We start from the raw sequence: 20,740 nt of genomic DNA on the forward strand, positions 1-20,740 counted from the left end.
CCGGAGTCCGGCCTGCGCACGCGTATCAAGCGAGCCCCATAGTTTCTCTTGAACCCAGGACCGCCACCGTTCGCCCGTAGGCGCGGTAGCGAGTAGCGCAAGCAGTGCAATCGCCTTCTTGCTCCCGATTTCGATACGCTGACCATCAGGCGCGATTAACTGAAACGCGCCGAGAAATGTCAGCCGGTAGAAATGTGCTCGTGGATGCCGTCTTACCGCCTGAACCTGCCGGTCGGGCGATGGATAAACATCGTCGAAAAAGCGAAACCGCTTCCGCACCGCTATGGGATGCGACATGAACCAATCCCCTACGCCAAGTATGAGCATGGCCCCTTGTCGACAAGGAATCCCGCTCAAATCTTCACCCATGTGATCGCGCCCTGTCGCGAGATAGGAGCATCGCCCTTCCGCGTTATCCAATTTACCTTGTCTTCATTCTCTGCTTTCTTCCACCCTAAAAAAACTTTACTCTTCAATAAAATAAGCTTTCGGTTAATCTACGGATTGATTAGGGCCCGTTTTACCGGCTATTCGGGCATTGCTCCCACACGTCGGAGCAGCGGCAATATCCGCCCCGATACATCTTTTCGAAGTTTGCGAATTTCCTCAATATTTTCCTCAGCAGTCTCCAAGGCTCGCCCGTCACTGATGAGGCGTTCACCTTGAGAAGACAGCCAGTCCCAGACGGTGGCCTCAACGTCACTGATACTTTCAGAGAGGGCGAGCAGGATCAACTGCTGCACACGCGAGACCGTGACAGCAGCGCCGATGCGCGGGGCCGCGAGACTATTGGCGCCGGAGCTATATTTTGATCGCCGGCATAGTTCTCGATTGAGCGCGATCGACGCGACCAAGTCATCGTCGGGCGTCGCCGACTGGGCGGCAGGCGCGATATCTCCCCTGCCCGTCAGGACGAACAGGGCTTCGGCGAGCTGCGTTCGCGTGACACCGTCGCGTGCGACCGCGGCGGCAAGTGTCCCGAACGGAGTGATCGCTCCCTTCGCGGCCATCAGAGCTTTCCAGACAGGCTTGTAGACTTCCTCGCGCAGCGTTGCCGATCCCGCCGCGGTGGCGAGGGATAGCGGCAACTCATTCGTGTCGGCGAGTGCGAGAAAACTATATTCCTCCATCCCGTCCCCAATTTCACCCGTAGTCATCTGCCGCTTGCCCTTGACAAAGATATCTCGTCGAAATTGGCGGTTGACGAGATAGTCGCGCGTTGTCTCGTAGAGTGCGGGATCCGAGATGCCCGCCAGAAGTTCCTGGCAGTGCGCCGGCACACCAAGCCCCGGCATATTATCTATCAGGCTAGCCGATGCAGCGAAGTCGAGCTTGGCTTCCGCAAGACGCTCGGAGACCTCCGAAAAGGATTCGGGCAGCCAATGTCGGTTGAAATACTCATGGCTGACATAGTTGCGATCGAGCTTCTCGAGCCCACCGATCATGTTTCCGATCGCAGGATATTGCGCAAAATAGCCGGCATTGGTCTCGACAATACGTCTCACGAACTGGAGCGATTCCTCGACTCGCGCGAGAAGGCCGCCGGTTGCGGCCTTTGATGCGTGAAGGTTGAGCAGGTGGCGCAGCGGCTCAATCGGCGCCCAGCCCGGCTTGCAATTATAGCTGATGTAGAGAATGCCGCCGGGCTTCAAATTGGTCCGTGCGATCTCGACGATGGCGTCGCGCGCCTCACCGCTCACCCACGACCAGATGCCGTGCAGCGCGATGATATCGAATTGCGGGAGATCGCGGCGGGCGAACTCCTCGAAGCTGTCGTCGAAGATGCTGAGTGATTTTCCGCCAGCGCGCGCGACCTGCCGTGCGTACGCCGCATGCGAGGGGTTGAAATCGGTGCCGAAGAACGAGCCCGACGAGGTCGCGGCGTTGATGTTCAGCGACAAGCCCTGCCCGAACCCGAGTTCGAGATAGTTCGGCCGCTCCCCCACATCGTGCGAGATGCCGCGCGAGAGAAGCGCGAGCTTGAGTCGGACCGGAGCGAGCTCGGGAAAATATCCATAGATATAGTCGACTTCCGAGACGTAGCCCGCGTTCCACATATCCATTCTCCCAAAAAGGCCAAAAAAGGGGGGCGTGCGCGAGGCACGCCCCCCCCACGTGGATTTCCCCAGTGGACGCCTAGGTCAGTTTAGAACTGGAAAGTCACACCGCCGCGAAGGCCTGTAACCTTATTGTCTCCGCCGAAGATTTGGCTGCCGGTGAAGAACAGATTGAGCCGGTCGGCTACCGTCGCCTCGAAACCGGCTTCGACCGTGCCGTAACTGTCGGGCTGGGCACCTCGAAGGACGAACTTGTCGCCGCCGCCGATGTAGCTCACCGTCACATCGTTCGGCAGATCGCCTTGGAAGGTGTACGACGCCTTGGCGAAGGGACGAAGCGTAACGCTGTCCGAGACTTCAGTTTCGGTGCTGAGCTTCACGCCAAGCACCGGCGAGAAGACCGTCTTCGCCCGGCCTTCGACATCCAGACTGAAGGCGCCTGCACCGCTTTCGGTGAAGCCTTCCAGCGAGGTACGGCGCAGAACCAGCTTGCCATAAGGTGTGACCGTCACATTGCCGGTGCGATAGTCATAGCCGACCTCGACGCTTGCATCGAGTTGCTTGGCGTTTATCGAGGCTTCCGCGGTCCGGGCCAAGAGGCTCATCGTGCGGGTTGCGTCGTAGTTGGTCCAGCCAAAGGCCAGCTTTGCGTTAGCATAGATCGGCCCGAAGCCCTGCGTGACATAGGCACCGACAGTCCAGGTTCGGCCGTCGACCGCTTCCGGCGTGCCGCGCGCGGCAATGTCGTGCTCGGCATAAGCGCCGCCGAATCCGAAGGCGCCACTCGGCGCGTAGGCGAAGTCGAGACCGCCCGCGAGACCGTAGCTGTTCGCGCGGATGTTCGAAGCACCATAGGGATCGCCGTCACCAAACTTCGCCCAGTTGCCCACCGGGTTTAGCCAAAGTTGTGTCGCAAAGTCGCCCCCGACCGAACGACGGTTCGCGAGCATGTCCAGCGTCTGTCCGAAGACACCATTCTGATCGACGGCCGCGAGTGAACCATAGATCTCGCCCGAAGACAGTTCGTTGAAAAGCGCGGCCGCCTGATCCGACGACAGGCGGAAGTCAAGCGCGGTCGCGACATTGGCGATGTCCTGTGCATAGCCAAGTTCGGTCACCGACGCGAAACCTGCGCCGCCCGCCGCATCGTTCCGGATGCGGCCGATCGCCGAGTTCAGTGCCGTGTCTAGGCCGACCGCCGCAGCGACGGAGTTCAAGTTGGTCGCGCCGCCCGCATAGCTGCTGCGCTTCACCTCGAGGCGCACTTCCTTCGTGGTCGTGTCATGCACCAGCGAGAAGCCTACATAGGGCGAGGTCAGCGTCGGCATTGCCGCCGCCGAGACGGCTCCCGTACCGGTGTAGGTAAACAACGTGTAGCCGTCGCCATTGGCGTAGAGGCTGTCACGATAGACGTTCACCGCGACGTTGCCGGCCAGGTTCAAGTTACCGGTGATGTCGACGCGCGAGTTATCGGCATCATAGCCGAGCGCCTGCGGCGTAGTAAAGTAGCCGACATAGACGCCGCCTGCCACCGGACCGAGCGGCTCGGGAAGGCTCGCCCCACCCGAAACCTCGCTTCGCTGTACACGAATCAGCGTCGGCGTGACGCCAACTATGATTGTGCCCTCCGCGCTCTGATTGAAGTCGCCGACCTGACGGAGGGTGATGCCGTCGATCAGTTCGGTCTGGCCAACCAGGCTGTTGCCGAACAGGTTCTGGCCCGGCGTGATGCGGCGACCGACGACGAGCGTCGCGGCGTTGTTTATGTTGCCGCGCACACCGAATTCAGCGCCGTCGGACTGGCTCGTCGTTAGCTGAATCTCGCCCGCATTGATGTTGAAGTTGCCGACATCGAGCGTGTAGGCAGGCTCATCGCCCGGGAGCCCGGGGTCATAGGGCGCGCCGTTGATCACGAACGTGCCCGCGCCTTCTTTGTTCAACGTCTCGACGCCGACGACGCGAACCTGATAGTTCGAGCCACCGAAATGGGTCTGTGCGTCCTTGCCGAGTGAGAGCAGCGGATTGGGCCTGTCATCGCCGAGCGGCCAGCTCTGGTTCGGGTAGAGGATCGCATCGGCGCCAAGGAAGCCCGAGCCGACCAGATTGACCGTGGTATTGGTTGTCCTGTTACCGTCTGCATCGCGCTCGCCGGTGATGCTGCCAAGCGTCGCCGAGCCCGAATTGAGGTTGATCGTCGCCTTCACATCGCTGGTCAGCGTCGCCCCCTCGCCGGTTGGATCATTGTCGAGACCGCCGATGACCGCAAAGCCCCCTGCAACGCCATTCTGGTTCACCGTATAGGTCTGAGCAAGAAGCGCGGCTGCCGGCGTGTAGCTGGTGTCGGTCGAAGTATCGGTGCGAACCTCGGTGACCGATGCCGTGTCAATATTTCGGCCGAGGACGGTGGTGCCGGCGACCGTTCCATCGTTCGTCACCGTGCCTTCGCCGGCGTCGACGAAGATATCGCCCCCGATCGTGGCACCCTCAGCGTTCGTTACGCTGGCCGTGCCGAGCGCCACGACCGGAGTGAAGGTCTCGGTGACCGACTGCAACGAGGCCTTGCCAAAGTTGGTCGTCGCGCTGGTCGCGTTTGAACCGATAACGATCGCGCTCGCGCTGGCCACGTCGCCAATCTGACCCGTATTGCTGACCGTCGCCGAGGTTGCGCTAGCGGCGCGTGCATCATCGCCGATCAAGCCCGCGTTGGTAATCGTGGCCGGACCGCCGACGATCGTGGTCGTCGTCGAGCTCGTGAGGTTCACCGTGCCCTTGCCGTCGTCGCTCGTCGTGTTGGTATCGACGGAGTTGAACACATAGCTTTCAGCACCGACGTCGCTGGTCACGATCGATCCATTAGTGATCGTGACCGAAGCGCCGCTGACGCCTGCCGCATAGACGTTATCGGTGGCAGCGGCCGCTTTGTCCTTGAGCGCCTGCGCGGAGTCGACCAGCACTGTCGCCTTGCCGCCGATCGTGGTCGTTTGGGTTGAGACGCTTTCCTCGAAGGTCCGGCCCGAGAGGCCTCCGACGAGCGTGCCGAAATCATCCGACGACGATTTGGTGTTGCCTGTCCATTCGCGCGCCGCCTCGGACTTGGTGACGCTGCTTGCGGCAAGCGCGCTCACATAGTCTTCCGAGACGCCCGTCAAGGTGACGGTCGCATCGCCGCGGCCCGCATTTACAGATGTACCGCCTTTGACGGTGCCCTCGATCGTCGCCGAAGCATCGCCTTGAGCTGCCGCGGCGCCATAGGTTGCACTCGAATTTTCCGAAGCCGTCGCCACTCCAGTGGTCGCATCGCGGACATACAACCGCGCGGTCGAAGTCTCGCTGTCGATGCCATTGTTGGCACTGACCGAGAGATTGCCGCCGACGATCGCCTTGGCTCCAACTTCGGCCGAGGCCGACCCTACGCCATTGACGGTAACCGACCCGCCAACGGTATCCTGGCTTGCCGTTGCCTTACCGTCGATCACAACCGAGCTCGCACCGTCTGAGACGACTAAGGTGCCACTGGTTTTCGTGGTGAGTTCGTCCGTGACGTAACTTCCCTTCGTGATTGTCTGGGCGATGTTGCCCGACTCGTCCGAGGTCTGGGCCGCTGCGCCCAAGGCGTTGCTGGCCACATTGTCTGCAACCGAGCCGCTGACGACCACCGTCGAGGAGTTTACACCCTGCGAAGTGACACTGGCGCTGCCGCCTGCGTTACTGCGCGCGACCTGCCCCGCGATGATAACCTTGCTGTCACCCCCGGCGACCATAGCCGACGACGATTCGGAGCTAAATTTGCCCGTATAAGCGCCCGAGCCGTCGACATCGAGAACGGTCGTCGCGGCGCTACTGCTCTCAAATGACGTGTTAGCCACCCCTGAATTGCCCGCCACCGAGCTGACGTTGCCGAAGATCGCTCCGGTCGCGTTCACGGTGCTCGCCAGATCGGCAACCTGCGTCACGTTTCCTATCGCGGCGGGGAAGAAGTTCGTCGTGCCATTTGCCCCGGCATAGGTGCCAGTGACGTTCCCGCCTGTCGCGGTGTATACATCGCTTTGTGTCCGCTCCTCGGTGAAACTGGTTCCACCCTTGCCGTCGAGCACAGTCGTCGAGGCATACGTGCTGCCGCTTGACGATGCGCTGCCACCGCTCGCGGCATAGGTCGAGCCGCGGACCTCACCTTGGTTGAGGATCGTGATATCGCCGCCTGCGGTCAGATTTACATCCCCCGCGCTGTTGAAGCCGACGATCCCACCGGCTGCGTTGGTGAATTCGACCTTGCCCGTTGAGGACGTATTGGTCGATTCGTCAGCATAGCTGTACTTGGTGGTCGTCGTCCCGGCGGTGGCGTCGACAACCGGAGCGGCGGTCAGGATGGTGCGGCCATAAGTCGTGTCGTTGCCCGACGAAGCCCCATTCACGCCTCCTCCGATCGTACCGGCATTGGTGACGGAGACATCCTCGGTCGCACTCGCATTGACCAAGCCTTCGACCTTGCCGCGCGCTTCATTGATGACGCTGGCATTGCCCTTCGAGCGTGAAAAAGTCTCCTCATAGACATCGCTAAGAACAAGTGCGCCGGTGCTGTCGAACACGAGCGCCTGCTCGGTAACGCTGGCCGTGCCGTTCCCTGCCGTAGCGTTGAGATTGCCGCCGACCGAACCGCTATTCTCCGCCGAGGCATCGTTGGTCGCGAATGCAAGCACGGTGCCGCCCGCCGACCCGGTTTCGGCAATCACCACCGAAGCGTTGCCTGCGGATGGCGCATTCGTCGACCTTGTGGTGAGGCCGAGCTGAACGCCCTTACCGTCATAAGATTGCGTCTGATCAAAAGTCGACTGGGAGCCGTTGCCGGCCCGAGCCGCCACGGCGCCAGCGACTGCGCCGGCATTGTTCACCGACGCATCGCTGGTCGCCGTGGCGGACACACTCCCTCCAACGGAAGCCTCCTCGGCAATTTCGATCCCAGCCTTGCCGGCCGCACTTGCCGAGCTGTTCGAGTCCACAATCGTGAGCAGATTGCCGGTGGCGTTCCGCGTCGTCGTCGTGCTACCGGCATTCGTCGAGGAACCCGCCCCTGCGGTCGCATTCAGCGCGCCCTTGACCTCGCCAGCGTTGACGATCGACGCATCGCGCGTCGCTTGGGCATTGGCCGCCCCGCCGACAGCTCCGGTCACAGTGACGCTGATCGTTGAATCGCCCGTGACCGCAGCGCTGCTGTAGGTATCGACGCGTACCAGATCGACGGTGTCCTTGCTGTCGCGCGTCACGACAGTCTTGTTCGCCGCGTTGGTGTTATACGCCGGAGTTGCATTCACAGCACCTTCGACGCTTCCGGCGACTGCGATATCGACGGTACCGTTGGCGACGCCCGTGACGGAATCGAGCTTGCTGGTCGCAGCCGTGTCAATCTTGACGGTGCCGGCCTCGTAGACAAGGCTCCCTTCGCTGGTCACAACCGATTTGCTGGCGACCGGAGCGGAGGAGGTGTTGACCACGGTGACGGTCGAGCCGCCTGAATAGCCCACGAGGTCTCCCGCCGTACCCTTCGCCTCGATGTTGACGTTACCGACCTGCGCAATGAAGGTCGCATCGCCTTTTACCTTGCCGTCAGCACTCCCGACGTCGCCGAAGGCGGCACTGACCTCGCCGCTCTTGTAGACTTCAGTCGTCGTGTCGCCGGCCGTGGTCGACGTGACGCTGGCGACCGATTGAAGGAGGACATCACCCGAGCGAATGGCGCCCGAGGAGGTCAGCGCAAGATTACCGGGGCCCTGGATGTTGATTCCATTGTGAATCGTCCCGCTATTGTCGAGCGAGACGGTCCCGCCGAACCCATTCGCCGAGAAGCCGCCTGTGATGAGACCGCTGTTCGTGGCGGTCAGCTTGTTATCGGCCTTCGCGGACGAACCGCCGAGAGCAACGCCGACGATATCGGTCACGGCGCCGGCCTTGTCGACATCGCCGATGCTGCCGGCGTTACCGAAGACTATCTTGCCATCGCCCTGTCCTGCCGCGGGAGCGAGCCCGATCGTCCCGGGACCCGTCACCTCACCCTTGGACGTCACGGTGATCGTGATGTCGCGATCAGGCGCCGCCTTGGCAGCATCGATTTTCGCCTGGACGCTCGCGGCCGTTTCCGCGGCGCTCACCTCCACCGTCTGCTCGGCGTTCGCACTGTCCGCGATCAGCGCTGAAATCGGGAAGGCGGCTGAAACCAGCAGCGCACTCTTGGCGAAGCGGCGCAAGGAAGAAGTGGAGTTGGTCGTCATGTTTTATCCTCTGCTTTAAATAAGTATGGCGAATGGGCGCACCGCGCCCGATGCATGAGCGTGGCCATCAAAACTGTGAAAATCTTAGAAGTCGAAGTATTCCCCCTGATACAGACCAGTCGCCTGATCGATCAAAGAGGCAAATGCCAATTGCTGCGTTCGCTCAGCGTGATTATCGCGTTTCTTATGCGTTTCTTTATCGTTATTAATTCGTCGCGACCCTGTTCGGCATTGCCCCCGCCTTTCGCGCCGTCCTAATCCGCCCTCGGGGAATCGTGTCATTACTTGCGCGGGAGAAGGGAAAGAGGGTGGAGGTAAACGGTATGGCCCTTTATCGGCTCCGGCTATTGGGAGCGTTTCAATTGGTTGCGCCGAACGGACAGCGTCTTGACGTCACCAGCAAAAAGGCGATTGCCCTGCTCGGTCTTCTGGCCAGCGCCAATTCGGGTGAGCGATGGCGCGCGTGGATACAGGATAAGCTTTGGGGCTCGCGCGAGCTACGCCAGGCGCAAGCAAGCTTGCGCCGTGAACTCCATGGCCTGCGCAAGCTGACCGCGGGATCGCCCTTCCCGCTCGTTGAGGCGACCTCGCGAACCGTTCGGCTCAATCTGAACGTCGTCGATGTCGATATTCGCAGCGAAGACGCCCTGTTGCGATCTTCGGGCGAGTTTCTCGAGGGCATTGATATCGCGGGGGAGGAATCTTTCGAGGAGTGGCTCCGGGAAATGCGCAACAATCTTGCGGACCTGTCGGGACCAATGCCTCTGGCCGGCAAGCAATATCATTCCTCAGTTGGTCTCGATTGAATGCATCAGCCTGCTCACTGGTGGAACGCGTCCACGAAATCACGATAGCTGCGCGCGCTGCCCTTGCAAGACTTTACCCCGGTTGGAAAGGCGGCGGCGCAGTTGGGGCCGGGACGAGGAGAAAAATGTCCCGGCCCCGCTTGTTTACACTGACGACCTACGGTTTTTCCTCCACCTTCAATCAGAGTCCGGATCCGATGATTGGGAATATCGGATGAAGCATGAGAGGAACGATGAGCAGATTTCGGTTTACCGAGGAAAGCGAAGGTGGATCGAAAGCTTCCCGAAGCTGGCTGCAAGCCAAATTTGGGTCCGGTCCCGCGCACGCGCGGCCCCCTATTTAGACAGGTCGCGCAGCAAGCTATCCCAATGCGCAAGCGCCGGGGCGATCGCAGCGACGGGGACGCGTTCGTTGAGGCCGTGCGCGAAACTGTCGCTCGCCTTGGAAAAGAGGCCCGCGACCCCGTAGCTGGGCACGCCCGCGGCGCGGAAATGGAGACTATCCGTTGCCCCCGCGCTCATCGCCGGAATGATCGGCAGGCCCGGCGCGCGCGCATGCACGGCCTTCGTCACCGCCGCCATGACGTCGGCGCGGAGCGGCGAGGCGTCGCTCGCGGTCGCCTCGGGGTCAGTCTTCACTGCAACGGCAGGATCTGCGATCACTTTTTCGAGCTCGGCGCGCACCGTCTCGACGCTCACGCCAGGAAAGATGCGGCAGTTGATGTTTGCGGTGGCGCGTTGGGGGAGCGCATTTTCAGCGTGGCCGCCCTTGACCATCGTCGGCACGCAGGTGGTCCCGATCTGCCCGACATACTCGGGCTCAGAGCGAATCGCCGCAATTGCCTTTGCATCGGCGGGGTCTCCCGCAAAGGCCTTGAGCGCACCGCCGATTTCCCCGCCGACCTGATCGGCAACGATCGGCATGCCGACCCTCGTCAGCTCATTTTGTTGCGGGGCAAACCGGTAGGCCCCGACCTTCGCCAGCGCGTTTGCCAGCTGAACGATCGCATTGGTGTCCGACGGGCGCGAACTGTGGCCGCCGGGGTTTGTCACTTCGAGCGTGAAATCGGCATAGGTCTTCTCGCCCGCCTGGAGCGCGTAATATTTGGGCATGCCGTCCTCGCCGATGAGCCCGCCGCCGCCATCGCCGTTCAGCGCAAACTCAGCGCCCTTATATCTGTCGGCGAGTGCCTGCGTCGTCACCATCGCGGTTTCCTCGTCGCCCGAGAGCAAGAGGATGATCGATCGTTCGGGCGTGAAGCCCTCCTTCTTGAGCTGCGCGAGGGTCGCAACCATCATCGCGACGTCGAACTTGTTGTCTTCTGATCCGCGGCCAAAAATATAGCCATTCTCCTCCACCGGCACGAAGGGATCACGCGTCCAGTCCTTCGCATCGGCCTCGACCACGTCCATATGACCAAGCAGCAGGATCGGCTTTTCGCTGCTGGCCCCCTTCAGCGTCGCTGCAAAGCTCGCGGTCTCGCCGATCGGCGTGATCTCGATATCGGCATCGGTGAAACCGGCCGCCTTGAGCACCCCGGCATAATAGGCCGCAAGCTCGGGCACCTTGCCGCGACCTTCGACGGTCGGAATCGCAATGCTGTCGATCAGGATCTTCTTCGCCGCATCCAGGTCGGCAGGCTTGGCGTGGACCGGCGCCGCAGCAAGAATCGCAGCGGCGAGAGCGAAGGGAGCGGTGAAGTGGCGCATGAGGGGACTATGACGCGTGCCGGCCGCTTCGCAGGAGGGGATCGTGGGCGGCTTGCGCCTCATGCAGCCAGCGCCTGCGCCAGAGTGCCGCCGGCAAGCCGCGCGGTGGCGAGAAGGCGGGGCAGATCGTGACCGTTGCGCGCTTTTGCCGAAAGCCCCGACATGGTGGTGGATACATAATCGGCCACCGAAGCTGCGCCCTCGGGATGCCGCGCCGCGATATAATCGCGGATCCTGTCCTCTGCCGCGCGGTTCAACGCGCACGCCGCTTCGCGGGCCTCGGCATCATTGCAGCGCGTGCCTTCAATAACGAGGCAGCCGGTCGCCCCAGGATCGGCAGCGTAGCGCCGCGCCGCCTCCTCGAGCAGGGCTGCGAGCGCGTCGGCCACCGGCACGTCCTCCCGCAGGATCTGGTCGAGCGGGATGGCACCCGTGCCCGCCCAATGATCGAGCACGCGTGCATAGAGACCGGCCTTGCTACCGAAGGCTGCGTAGAAACTTGGCGGATTGATCCCCAGCGCATCGGTGAGGTCCGACACGCTGACCGCGTCGTAGCCTCGCGCGTGAAATAGCCGCTCGGCTACCGCCACAGCGGCATCAGGGTCGAAGCGCCGCGGCCGCCCACGCGTGGAAGATTTATTTGTAGTCATCGTTACAAAAAGCCTTGACGAAAGGATGTTTGGTTTTATGTAGTGCCTCCTACATTATTTAGCAAGGAGTTCTCCCCATGTCCGCGTTCCATGAAAAATCGGTTCTGATACTGGGCGGCAGCCGCGGCATCGGCGCCGCGATCGTTCGCCGCTTTGCGGCCGAAGGCGCAAAGGTCGTCTTCACCTACAATGGCTCGCGCGAGGCTGCTGAGGAGCTCGCGGCCGAGACCGGCGCCGCCGCCGTGCCGACCGACAGCGCCGACCGGGACGCAGTGATTGCGCGGGTGCGTGAGCGCGGTCCGCTCGATATCCTCGTCGTCAATTCCGGCATCGCACTCTTCGGCGACGCTCTCGATCTCGACCCCGACGAGGTAGACCGGCTGATCCGCATCAACGTGACCGCTCCCTATCATGCCGCGGTCGAAGCCGCGCGGCACATGCCCAAAGGGGGGCGCATCATCGTGATCGGTTCGGTCAATGGCGACCGCATGCCCGTCCCGGGCATGGCCTCCTACGCGCTCAGCAAGTCGGCGCTGCAGGGCATGGCGCGCGGGCTTGCGCGCGACTTCGGACCGCGCGGGATCACGATCAATGTCGTGCAGCCGGGCCCGATCGACACAGATGCCAATCCTGAAGACGGTCCGATGCGCGATATGTTGCACGGCTTCATGGCGATCAAGCGCCACGGACGTCCCGAAGAAGTAGCCGGAATGGTGGCCTGGCTCGCCGGTCCCGAGGCAAGTTTCGTCACCGGCGCGATGCACACGATCGATGGCGCATTCGGCGCTTGAGGTGGCGGAAGGGGCGGCCCCCTCGCGGCCGCCCTTCATCGACAGGCTTTTGCACGTTAGGAGCTGGGCATAGATCCGCGCATCCCAGGCGTGCTTCGTCCCTGGGAGATTATATTCTTTTTCCCTGTGGCGCCGGCGTCTTGGGCTTGTAGCGGCAGAGGTCTGCAACCGGGCAGCGCCAACATTCGGGGGTGCGCGCCTTGCAGATGTATCGGCCATGAAGAATCAGCCAGTGGTGCGCGCCGGTTCGAAAGGGACCAGGCACCTTCTTTTCCAGCTGCTTTTCGACGGCGAGCACCGTTTTTCCAGGCGCAAGGCCGGTGCGGTTGCCGACGCGGAAAATATGGGTGTCGACCGCGAATGTCTCGGCCCCGAAAGCCGAGTTCATGACGACATTGGCGGTCTTGCGACCGACGCCCGGCAATGCGACCAGCGCGTCGCGGTCGGCGGGAACCTCGCCGGCAAATTCGCGCACGAGAATCTCCGACAGCGCAATGACATTCTTCGCCTTTGCGTTGAAGAGCCCGATAGTCTTGATGTGCTCCTTCAGTCCCTCTTCGCCGAGGTCGAGCATCTGCTGCGGCGTCTTCACCAGCTCGAACAGCTTGCGCGTCGCCTTGTTCACCCCGACGTCGGTCGCCTGCGCGGACAGCACGACGGCGACGAGCAGCTGATAAATATTACCATAGTCAAGCTCGGTCTGGGGGTCGGGATCGAGATCGGCAAGGCGGCGGAAGAACTCGAAAACCTCCGTCCTGGTCATCGTCTTCACGATAGCCCCAGCACCTGCGGCATGGTGTAACGCCCCGGCTTCTGATGGATCAGCCACAATGCTGCCTTCACTGCACCGCGCGCAAAGATCATGCGGTTTTCAGCGCGGTGCGACAGGGTGATCATCTCTTCAGGGCCCGCAAAGATCACGTCATGGTCTCCCGCGACGGTACCGCCGCGCAGGCTGGCAAAGCCAATCTTGCCATGGCCGCGCGAGCCGGTGACACCGTCGCGGCCGCGCTCGGAGCATTTGGAAAGCTCGACGCCGCGGCCCCTGGCCGCCGCCTCGCCCAAGAGCAGCGCGGTGCCGCTCGGCGCATCGACCTTGTTGCGGTGGTGCATCTCCAGAACCTCGATGTCCCATTCGGGGTCGAGCCGCGATGCCGCCTCGCGCACCAGATGGGCAAGCAGGGTGACCCCGAGCGAGGTGTTTCCCGTCTGGAGAACGGCTATGTCCTTTCCCGCATCGTCGATCAGATAATGGTGGCGCTCTTCGAGACCCGTCGTGCCGATGACGATCGGCTTTTTCACCGCGACGCAGGCATCGAGCGTCGCCTCCAGCGCCCCCGGCGATGAAAAATCAACGAGCACGTCAGCCGCCGCCGCCAACTTGGCGACATTACCGCCCTTGTCGACGCCGCAGCTCCGCTGCCCCGCCTCCGATATCGCAGCGGCAAGCGCAACGCCCATCCGGCCCTCGCTCCCGATGATACCGATGCTGGTCATAATGCGTCCCCTCTCTTTCCTCCCCTTTAGCCCCCCGCCTCGGGCGAAGTCGAGACGCACGCCAGAAATGATCATCGCCAGGGAGCGAGAATGACGGCCTTCAGCGTCTCTCGACTTATCGAGACGCGAGCGGATATGGGGGCCGCATGTCTTCGACTCGGAACATCGTCATTCTGACCGGCGCGGGCGTGTCGGCCGAAAGCGGCATCAATACCTTTCGTGACGCGGGCGGCCTTTGGGAGGAGCATCGCGTCGAAGATGTCGCGACCCCTGAGGCCTTCGTGCGCGACCCCGACCTCGTCCATCGCTTCTACGACGCACGCCGCGCTGCGATCCAGGAAAAAGCCCCGAATGCCGCGCACGAGGCGCTCGCCCGGCTCGATGCCGCATGGGCGGGAGAACTGCTGATCGTGACCCAGAATGTCGACGATCTGCATGAGCGCGCGGGCGCGAAGCGGCTCATCCACATGCACGGTGAGCATCTCAACGCCTGGTGCACCGCGTGCGACCAACGAAGCCCTTGGACCGGCCCGCTGATCAACCGCCCCGGCTGTCCCGCATGCGGCATGGCGGGATATCTGCGCCCCGACGTCGTCTGGTTCGGCGAGATGCCTTACCGGATGGACGAGATATATCGCGCAATCAACCGCGCCGATCTCTTCGTCTCGATCGGCACATCGGGCGCCGTCTATCCCGCAGCGGGCTTCGTACGCGAGGCCCGGGCCAATGGCGCGCGGACGCTCGAGCTCAACCTCGAGCCGAGCGAGGGGAGCTATTGGTTCGACGAGGCCCGCCACGGACCTGCCACCGCGCTCGTGCCGGCATGGGTGGACGAAGTGCTCGGCGGCGAAGGGGTGTGACATTTCAGGAAATCCTGGCAAAAACAGGCCCCTCGTTCCCTGATCCAGGTTCCATTTCCGGCTAGACCGAGCGGGCCCCTACCGCCGCTGTGCGAAGAAATCGCGCAGCAGCGCTGCCGCCTCGCCCGCACCAATTCCGTCGTAGATCTCGGGGCGGTGGTGGATCGTCGGCTGCGCGAAGAGCCGCGGGCCGTGGACGACCCCGCCGCCCTTCGGATCGTCAGCCCCATAATAGAGCCGGCCGATGCGGGCGTGGGCGATCGCGCCGGCGCACATTGCGCAAGGCTCGAGCGTCACATAGAGGTCGCACCCGTCGAGGCGCTCATTGCCGAGTTTTGCCGCAGCGGCGCGAATCGCAACGATCTCGGCATGTGCGGTCGGATCATGCGATTCGCGGGGACGGTTGTGACCTTCGGCAATGATTGCGCCGTCCTTGACCACGACCGCGCCCACCGGCACTTCGCCCCAGTCGGCGGCGATCTGTGCAAGATCGAGCGCGCGGCGCATCGGTTCGGGCATGGGAAAAGGGGACATTTCCCACCGCTAATCGCTTGACGAATCTCCGGCAAGCCGATAAGCGCGCGCCTTTCCCGGCCCATCCGGTCCTGCCCTTCCCCGTTTTTCGGGAAGCGCCCGGACGCCGACCCGAATTTTTTTTGACGAGGAAGAGCATCATGTCGCGCATTTGCGAACTGACCGGCAAGGGCCGCCAGGTTGGCCACAATGTCAGCCACGCCAACAACAAGACCAAGCGCACCTTCCTGCCCAACCTGCAGAATGTGACCCTGCTTTCGGACGCTCTCGGCCGCGGCGTGAAGCTTCGCGTGTCGACCCACGGCCTGCGCTCGGTCGAGCACAACGGCGGCCTCGACAACTGGCTGCTCAAGACCAGCGACGACCAGCTGTCGACAAACGCCCGCAAGGTGAAGAAGGAAGTGGCGAAGAAGCTGGCCGAAACCGCCGCCTGAGCCTCATCCAGCCGCTAAAGCAATCAGGCCGCCGGACTACCGCGCGGCCTTTTTGCTGTCGGGCAGACCGACGAGTTCGAACTCTAGCAGCAGGCTCCGCTGCCAGCTGTTGAAATTGTCGTCCGAGACCAGCCAGAGCCAGGTGCGGCCGTCGCGAACCTCGACCGCTGCGCCTTCGAAATTATCGGCCAGCGGCTTCGGGACCCGCCCGATTTCGCGCGAACGCACGAGCGTGTCGGGGCCGATGTTCGCGGGATCGAGAATGCCGATAATCGTCGTGAACACGGGATCGACGCCCAGCCTGCGATGGACGAGGAGGATTCGTCCATCGGGAAGGGCGGCAGCGTCGCTGACCGAGCCCTTGCCTTCGGCATCGTAGAAAAAGCGGACGGGCGGCGGGCCCTCCATCGCCGGATCGCCGGCGAAGACAAGCGCCTCGGATCCGCGCATATCCTTATCCGGCGCCTCGCGAAACAGGATCGTCCGGCCGTCGGCAAGACGGGCCATGGCTTCGCCTCCTGCATAACCCGACCAGCGCCGCATCGCCGCCGGAGCCGCGCGCGCCTCGACCCGGGACAGCTCTCGATCGAAGCGCCAGATCTCGTTCGTGCCCTCGAACGCCACGAGGCTTTTGCCGGTCGCAGGGTCATAGATCATCGCCTCGGCGTCAATCATCGACTTCTTGCGGCGCCGGCCGTCGGGGGTGGGCAGCGCAGCGATATGGAACGCCGCAACGCCGCCATCGGAGTGCAGAGTGAGCCGCGACCAATAACCCGTGTCGGCGACGAACTGGAACCGGCCCGCCGCCATCACCGCCACCGCCGACAGGCCGCCAAAGCGGCTGTGCGGGCTCGTGAGATGCCAACCGCGCACGAAACGGAGCATCCCCGTCCTTTCCTCTGGAAAGCCGAGCGGACGCACCGTCACCTCCTGCCTGTAGTCGTTCACCGGAAAGCGCATCGCTGTACCCGGCATGGGACCAAGAAGGGCGAAGATCAGAACGGCGGGGAGAAGGCGGCGCATCGGCGCCGACGTAGAGTGGCCTGCCGCCAATGAAAAGAGCGCATGCCCCCTTCGCGAAACTGAACCTCAGGCAACCGAAGCTGAACGAACGCCGACAGCGATGTTCAGGCCCGGCTCAATGCGAAGCGCGCAGAACAGTCTCATCGATTCACCGCCCCCAGGAAGGGCCCACGAAGGAAGAAGGAGAAAAACGATGAAAAAGATGATGACGATCTCCATCGCCGCCCTGATGTCGACCGCGACGCTGGGAATGGCGACCCCCGCCGCTGCGCAGACCGGATATTACGACCGCAAAGGCTATTCGAACTATTATGCGGGCTACGACCGCAACGATCGTCGCTATGACCGTCGTTACGATCGCCGCGCGGACCGCCGCTATTACAACAATCGCAACGATCGCCGGAACTATCGCCAGTGCGACAATGGCACCGGCGGCACGATCATCGGCGCGGTGGCAGGCGGTCTTGCCGGCCATGAAATCGCGGGCCGCGGCGACAAGACCGTCGGCACGATCATCGGCGGCGCGATCGGCGCCCTTGCTGGCCGCGCGATCGACAAGGGGAATGACGGCTGCCGCTAAGGGCTGACCCGACCCCCAAGAACTACTCCATCCCTGCCCCCCGCCCGCTTTAGCGCGGCGGGGGGTTTTCTTTGCGCGCCCAGCCTCCCGGCGATGCAACTTGCCATCGTCGCCCGCCCCGCCTAATCTCGCTGCCAAGTGCACGTCCGCGACCATGCGGGCGCGTGAGTAGACAGGTCAAAATAGCCATGCGGCAAATGGCAGCGCCAACAGGGCGACCGCCGCGCACCGGTGCAGCGGTGACGAAGAACCGAAAGACGGGCGCCCCCGGGCTCCGCCCCACCGCCTTCACGCGACCAAAAAGCTATGCGGCAATCGATCTCGGCACCAACAACTGCCGACTCTTGATTGCGCGGCCGCAGAATGGCGAGCTTGTCGTGATCGACGCCTTTTCGCGCATCGTTCGCCTTGGCGAGGGACTGCACTCAAGTGGGCGGATCAGCGAGGCCGCGATCGACCGCGCGGTCAGCGCGCTGGCCATTTGCGCCGACAAGCTCCGCCGCCGTCACGTCACGCTGTCGCGCGCCGTGGCGACCGAGGCATGCCGCCGCGCCGCCAATTGCGACGAGCTGGCAAACCGGGTGCGGCGCGAAACGGGCATCGTGCTCGACGTGATCTCGGCGGCCGAAGAGGCGCGACTTGCAGCGCTCGGCTGTCACAATCTGATGGAGCCCGGCGACGGCCCCGCGCTCATTTTCGACATCGGCGGCGGATCGACCGAATTGATGCATGTGGACTCGGACGGCCAGGAGATCGCGATCCGCGACTGGATCAGCGTGCCTTGGGGCGTCGTGTCCCTCACCGAACATGTTCCGCCGGCCGAGGACAGTCTCGAAGCCCGGCAGGCAAGTTATGCCCAGATGCGCGCGGTGACGCGCGATGCCTTTGCCGCCTTCGCCGAGCGCGCGTCGCGCTTCGCCGGTGAGCCGCTGCGCCTGCTCGGGACCAGCGGCACGGTAACGACGCTCGCCAGCGTTTTTCTCGATCTCCCGCGCTACGACCGGCGCGCGGTCGACGGGCTGGTCGTCCCCGCCGATGCGATGCGGGCCATCAGCCGCCGGCTCGCGGAAGCAAGCCTTAGCGACCGCGCGGAGATCGGCTGCATCGGCCGAGAGCGCGCCGACCTCGTCGTGGCGGGCTGCGCGATTCTCGAAAGCATCATCGACCTCTGGCCCGCGGCGCGGGTCGGGGTGGCCGACCGCGGCATTCGCGAGGGCATCTTGCGTACGCTGGCCGGACAGGGGCGCACGGTTCCGGTGATCCGCCGCGAGTATCGCAAATGAGCCGCAAGGGGGGCAGTGGGGGCCGAAGTGGACGCGGCGGGCTACACGAGCGGGTAAAGACCGCGCGGCGGCGCACCGCGTCGTCGACGCGCTGGCTGCAGCGGCAGCTCAATGATCCCTATGTCCGCCGCGCGCAGGCCGAAGGTTATCGCTCGCGCGCGGCCTACAAGCTGATCGAACTCGACGAGAAATTCGGCTTCCTCAAAAAATCGCGCGCGGTCGTGGACCTCGGAATCACGCCCGGCGGATGGTCGCAGGTTGTGCGCAAGGCAAACCCGCGCGCGCGGGTGGCGGGGATCGACCTTCTGGCCTGCGAGCCGATCGAGGGCGTTGCGATCCTCGAAATGGATTTCATGGATGACGCCGCCCCTGCTGCGCTGATCGACGCGCTCGGCAGCGCGCCCGACCTTGTCATTTCGGACATGGCCGCGAACACGGTTGGACATCCGCAAACGGACCATCTGCGCACCATTGCGCTTGCCGAGACCGCCGCCGATTTCGCGGTCCAGAACCTGCTGCCTGGGGGCGCTTTTGTCGCCAAGGTCTTTGCAGGCGGCGCCGACCGCACTCTTCTGACACTGCTCAAGCGCCATTTTACGACCGTCAAGCACGCCAAACCGCCTGCGAGCCGCAAGGGATCGCCCGAACTTTATGTGATTGCCCAAGGTTTCAAGGGGCGCAGCGACGCAGCCAAAGGAGCCGAGGCAGAGGAAAGCGCCCGTTAACTCGAGGAGGAGCGGCGGGCCGGACTGGGGAGAGAATGAATGAGTGGGTCGGGCAAATCCGTTGCCGCCGTGACGATCGCGGCGCTGATGCTGGCATCGTGCGGCGGCGGAGGCGGGGGAGGCAGCAGCGCACCGCCGGTCACCGTCACCCCGACGCCTTCGCCGACCCCGACGCCAACGCCGACCGCCGGCTGCAGCCTCTCGTCGCGCCAGGCCTTTGCCAAGGCGGTGATCGACGAATGGTATCTGTTCCCCAGCGATGTCGCCGCCAACGTCAACCCCGCGAGCTATGGCGACGTGCAGACCTATATCGATGCGCTGCTCGCCCCCGCGCGGGCGCAGGGCAAGGACCGTTATTTCACCTACATCACCTCGATCGCCGAGGAGGATGCCTATTATGCCAGCGGGTCGAGCGCCGGCTTCGGTGTCCGTCTCGCCTACAACCCGTTCACCCAGCGCATCGTCATTGCCGAAGCCTATGAGGGCGCGCCGGCACTCGCAGCTGGAATCGACCGTGGCACGGAAATCTCGGCGATCGGGACGAGCAGCAGCAATCTTCGCACGACTGCGAGTATCGTCGCGGCCGAAGGTACGGCGGGGCTGATCAACGCACTCGGCCCTGACGAGGCCGGGGTGACGCGTGTGCTGAGGATCACCGATGCCTCGGGGACACGCAACGTCACGGTCACCAAGGCCGAATACGACATCGACCCTGTCTCGGACCGCTATGGCGCAAAGATCATAACCGAGGGCGGACGGCGCTACGGTTATGTCAATCTGCGTACCTTCATCACTTCGGCGAACGCCCAGCTTCGCGCTGCTTTCCAGAATTTCCGCGACCAAGGCGTGACCGATATCATCATTGACCTGCGCTACAATGGCGGCGGACTCGTCTCGGTCGCCGAGCTGTTTGGCGATCTTCTGGGGCGCAATCGCAACGCGAGCGACCTGTTCGACGAGATCAAGTTTAGACCCGAAAAATCAGCCGAGAACAGCCAGCATTTCTTTACCGCACAGCCCCAATCGGTCGCACCGACACGGCTCGCCTTCATCGGCACAGCCTCAACGGCGTCGGCGAGCGAATTGGTGATCAACGGCATGCTCCCCTATCTCGGCACCAACATGACGCTGGTGGGCAGCGACACCTTTGGCAAGCCGGTTGGCCAGATTGCCCTCGACAAGGCATCGTGCGACGACCGCATGCGGGTGATCGCCTTCGCGCTGACCAATGCCGATGGCCAGGGCGATTACTATAACGGCCTCGCCTCCAAGATCCCGAACAGCTGCGCCGCCGACGACGATCTCGGCTTCCCGCTCGGGGACCCGCGCGAAGCCTCGGTGCGCGCGGCAATCGACTTCCTGTCGGGGCAAAGTTGCACTACGCGCATCGCGGACACACGCTCGGCTTCGGCGAGCCGCATGACCGGCAGCCCAGCGCCGGGTCCGGAGATGCTCGTGCCCGCGCAGCCCACGACCGCCCAGCGCGAACTGCCCGGACTGTTCTGACGGAGCGGGACGAGAGCAAGA

General features: G+C 63.3%; 16 protein-coding genes. 8 read left to right on the forward strand and 8 right to left on the reverse strand.

What is annotated here, in order from left to right:
* Positions 1–527: 527 nt before the first annotated feature.
* Both LH20_RS17675 and LH20_RS17680 read right to left on the reverse strand, forming a co-directional pair.
* Entirely contained in the window at positions 528–2,057 is a 1,530-nt protein-coding gene (locus tag LH20_RS17675; RefSeq protein ID WP_158501164.1) for a class I SAM-dependent methyltransferase, read from the reverse strand.
* Positions 2,058–2,146: 89 nt separating this feature from the next.
* On the reverse strand, positions 2,147–8,320 hold the full coding sequence (locus LH20_RS17680) for an autotransporter domain-containing protein (protein WP_053555351.1): 6,174 nt from the start codon (positions 8,318–8,320) through the stop codon (positions 2,147–2,149).
* A gap of 323 nt (positions 8,321–8,643) precedes the next feature.
* On the opposite strand from LH20_RS17680, the gene LH20_RS17685 reads away from it, so the two are divergent.
* A complete protein-coding gene (locus LH20_RS17685; protein ID WP_053555352.1) occupies positions 8,644–9,126 on the forward strand; it encodes an AfsR/SARP family transcriptional regulator in 483 nt (160 codons plus the stop codon).
* A gap of 336 nt (positions 9,127–9,462) precedes the next feature.
* On the opposite strand, the gene LH20_RS17690 is transcribed toward LH20_RS17685, so the two are convergent.
* On the reverse strand, positions 9,463–10,836 hold the full coding sequence (locus LH20_RS17690; RefSeq protein WP_053556356.1) for a M20/M25/M40 family metallo-hydrolase: 1,374 nt from the start codon (positions 10,834–10,836) through the stop codon (positions 9,463–9,465).
* Positions 10,837–10,895: 59 nt separating this feature from the next.
* On the reverse strand, positions 10,896–11,486 hold the full coding sequence (locus LH20_RS17695; RefSeq protein ID WP_053555353.1) for a TetR/AcrR family transcriptional regulator: 591 nt from the start codon (positions 11,484–11,486) through the stop codon (positions 10,896–10,898).
* Positions 11,487–11,563: 77 nt separating this feature from the next.
* Between LH20_RS17695 and bdcA the strand changes: the two genes are divergently transcribed.
* Entirely contained in the window at positions 11,564–12,277 is a 714-nt protein-coding gene (gene bdcA, locus LH20_RS17700) for an SDR family oxidoreductase (protein WP_053555354.1), read from the forward strand.
* 109 nt (positions 12,278–12,386) lie between these two features.
* Here bdcA and nth read toward each other — a convergent pair whose 3' ends face one another.
* Together nth and dapB are read right to left on the reverse strand one after the other, a co-directional pair.
* A complete protein-coding gene (nth, locus tag LH20_RS17705) occupies positions 12,387–13,040 on the reverse strand; it encodes an endonuclease III (protein WP_053555355.1) in 654 nt (217 codons plus the stop codon).
* Between the two features lie 5 nt (positions 13,041–13,045).
* The gene (dapB, locus tag LH20_RS17710) at positions 13,046–13,774 is read right to left on the reverse strand and encodes a 4-hydroxy-tetrahydrodipicolinate reductase (RefSeq protein WP_053555356.1); all 729 of its coding nucleotides are present in this window, start codon (positions 13,772–13,774) and stop codon (positions 13,046–13,048) included.
* 146 nt (positions 13,775–13,920) lie between these two features.
* Between dapB and LH20_RS17715 the strand changes: the two genes are divergently transcribed.
* Positions 13,921–14,634 (forward strand): NAD-dependent deacylase, encoded by a 714-nt coding sequence (locus tag LH20_RS17715; protein ID WP_053555357.1) that lies wholly within the window; start codon positions 13,921–13,923, stop codon positions 14,632–14,634.
* 78 nt (positions 14,635–14,712) lie between these two features.
* Here LH20_RS17715 and tadA read toward each other — a convergent pair whose 3' ends face one another.
* Positions 14,713–15,168, reverse strand: a complete 456-nt coding sequence (tadA, locus tag LH20_RS17720) for a tRNA adenosine(34) deaminase TadA (protein ID WP_053555358.1) — start codon at positions 15,166–15,168, stop codon at positions 14,713–14,715.
* A gap of 140 nt (positions 15,169–15,308) precedes the next feature.
* Here tadA and rpmB point away from each other — a divergent pair, with 140 nt between their 5' ends.
* On the forward strand, positions 15,309–15,602 hold the full coding sequence (rpmB, locus tag LH20_RS17725; RefSeq protein ID WP_053556357.1) for a 50S ribosomal protein L28: 294 nt from the start codon (positions 15,309–15,311) through the stop codon (positions 15,600–15,602).
* A 36-nt stretch (positions 15,603–15,638) separates the two neighbouring features.
* On the opposite strand, the gene LH20_RS17730 is transcribed toward rpmB, so the two are convergent.
* On the reverse strand, positions 15,639–16,625 hold the full coding sequence (locus LH20_RS17730) for an esterase-like activity of phytase family protein (protein ID WP_053555359.1): 987 nt from the start codon (positions 16,623–16,625) through the stop codon (positions 15,639–15,641).
* 193 nt (positions 16,626–16,818) lie between these two features.
* Between LH20_RS17730 and LH20_RS17735 the strand changes: the two genes are divergently transcribed.
* The 4 genes from LH20_RS17735 to LH20_RS17750 all read left to right on the forward strand — a co-directional run bounded on the left by LH20_RS17735 (position 16,819) and on the right by LH20_RS17750 (position 20,719).
* A complete protein-coding gene (locus tag LH20_RS17735) occupies positions 16,819–17,205 on the forward strand; it encodes a glycine zipper 2TM domain-containing protein (protein ID WP_053555360.1) in 387 nt (128 codons plus the stop codon).
* A 188-nt stretch (positions 17,206–17,393) separates the two neighbouring features.
* Positions 17,394–18,488: a Ppx/GppA phosphatase family protein gene (locus LH20_RS17740; protein ID WP_053555361.1), complete on the forward strand. Its 1,095-nt coding sequence runs from the start codon at positions 17,394–17,396 to the stop codon at positions 18,486–18,488.
* Positions 18,485–19,213 carry an RlmE family RNA methyltransferase gene (locus tag LH20_RS17745; protein ID WP_053555362.1) on the forward strand — a complete coding sequence of 243 codons (729 nt, stop codon included), beginning with the start codon at positions 18,485–18,487 and terminating at the stop codon, positions 19,211–19,213. Before LH20_RS17740 ends, LH20_RS17745 begins: the two co-directional genes overlap by 4 nt.
* A 39-nt stretch (positions 19,214–19,252) precedes the next feature.
* Positions 19,253–20,719, forward strand: a complete 1,467-nt coding sequence (locus LH20_RS17750; protein ID WP_053555363.1) for a S41 family peptidase — start codon at positions 19,253–19,255, stop codon at positions 20,717–20,719.
* Positions 20,720–20,740 lie beyond the last annotated feature (21 nt).

This window comes from Sphingopyxis sp. 113P3 (assembly GCF_001278035.1).
Taxonomy (GTDB): domain Bacteria; phylum Pseudomonadota; class Alphaproteobacteria; order Sphingomonadales; family Sphingomonadaceae; genus Sphingopyxis.

Coding starts and splice junctions, on each gene's coding strand:
- rpmB (WP_053556357.1), top strand. CDS start 15,309: ATGTCGCGCATTTGCGAACTGACCGGCAAGGGCCGCCAGGTTGGCCAC.
- LH20_RS17685 (WP_053555352.1), top strand. CDS start 8,644: ATGGCCCTTTATCGGCTCCGGCTATTGGGAGCGTTTCAATTGGTTGCG.
- LH20_RS17695 (WP_053555353.1), bottom strand. CDS start 11,486: ATGACTACAAATAAATCTTCCACGCGTGGGCGGCCGCGGCGCTTCGAC.
- dapB (WP_053555356.1), bottom strand. CDS start 13,774: ATGACCAGCATCGGTATCATCGGGAGCGAGGGCCGGATGGGCGTTGCG.
- LH20_RS17680 (WP_053555351.1), bottom strand. CDS start 8,320: ATGACGACCAACTCCACTTCTTCCTTGCGCCGCTTCGCCAAGAGTGCG.
- LH20_RS17750 (WP_053555363.1), top strand. CDS start 19,253: ATGAGTGGGTCGGGCAAATCCGTTGCCGCCGTGACGATCGCGGCGCTG.
- LH20_RS17735 (WP_053555360.1), top strand. CDS start 16,819: ATGAAAAAGATGATGACGATCTCCATCGCCGCCCTGATGTCGACCGCG.
- LH20_RS17690 (WP_053556356.1), bottom strand. CDS start 10,836: ATGCGCCACTTCACCGCTCCCTTCGCTCTCGCCGCTGCGATTCTTGCT.
- tadA (WP_053555358.1), bottom strand. CDS start 15,168: ATGTCCCCTTTTCCCATGCCCGAACCGATGCGCCGCGCGCTCGATCTT.
- bdcA (WP_053555354.1), top strand. CDS start 11,564: ATGTCCGCGTTCCATGAAAAATCGGTTCTGATACTGGGCGGCAGCCGC.
- LH20_RS17730 (WP_053555359.1), bottom strand. CDS start 16,625: ATGCGCCGCCTTCTCCCCGCCGTTCTGATCTTCGCCCTTCTTGGTCCC.
- LH20_RS17715 (WP_053555357.1), top strand. CDS start 13,921: ATGTCTTCGACTCGGAACATCGTCATTCTGACCGGCGCGGGCGTGTCG.
- LH20_RS17675 (WP_158501164.1), bottom strand. CDS start 2,057: ATGTGGAACGCGGGCTACGTCTCGGAAGTCGACTATATCTATGGATAT.
- nth (WP_053555355.1), bottom strand. CDS start 13,040: ATGACCAGGACGGAGGTTTTCGAGTTCTTCCGCCGCCTTGCCGATCTC.
- LH20_RS17745 (WP_053555362.1), top strand. CDS start 18,485: ATGAGCCGCAAGGGGGGCAGTGGGGGCCGAAGTGGACGCGGCGGGCTA.
- LH20_RS17740 (WP_053555361.1), top strand. CDS start 17,394: ATGCGGCAAATGGCAGCGCCAACAGGGCGACCGCCGCGCACCGGTGCA.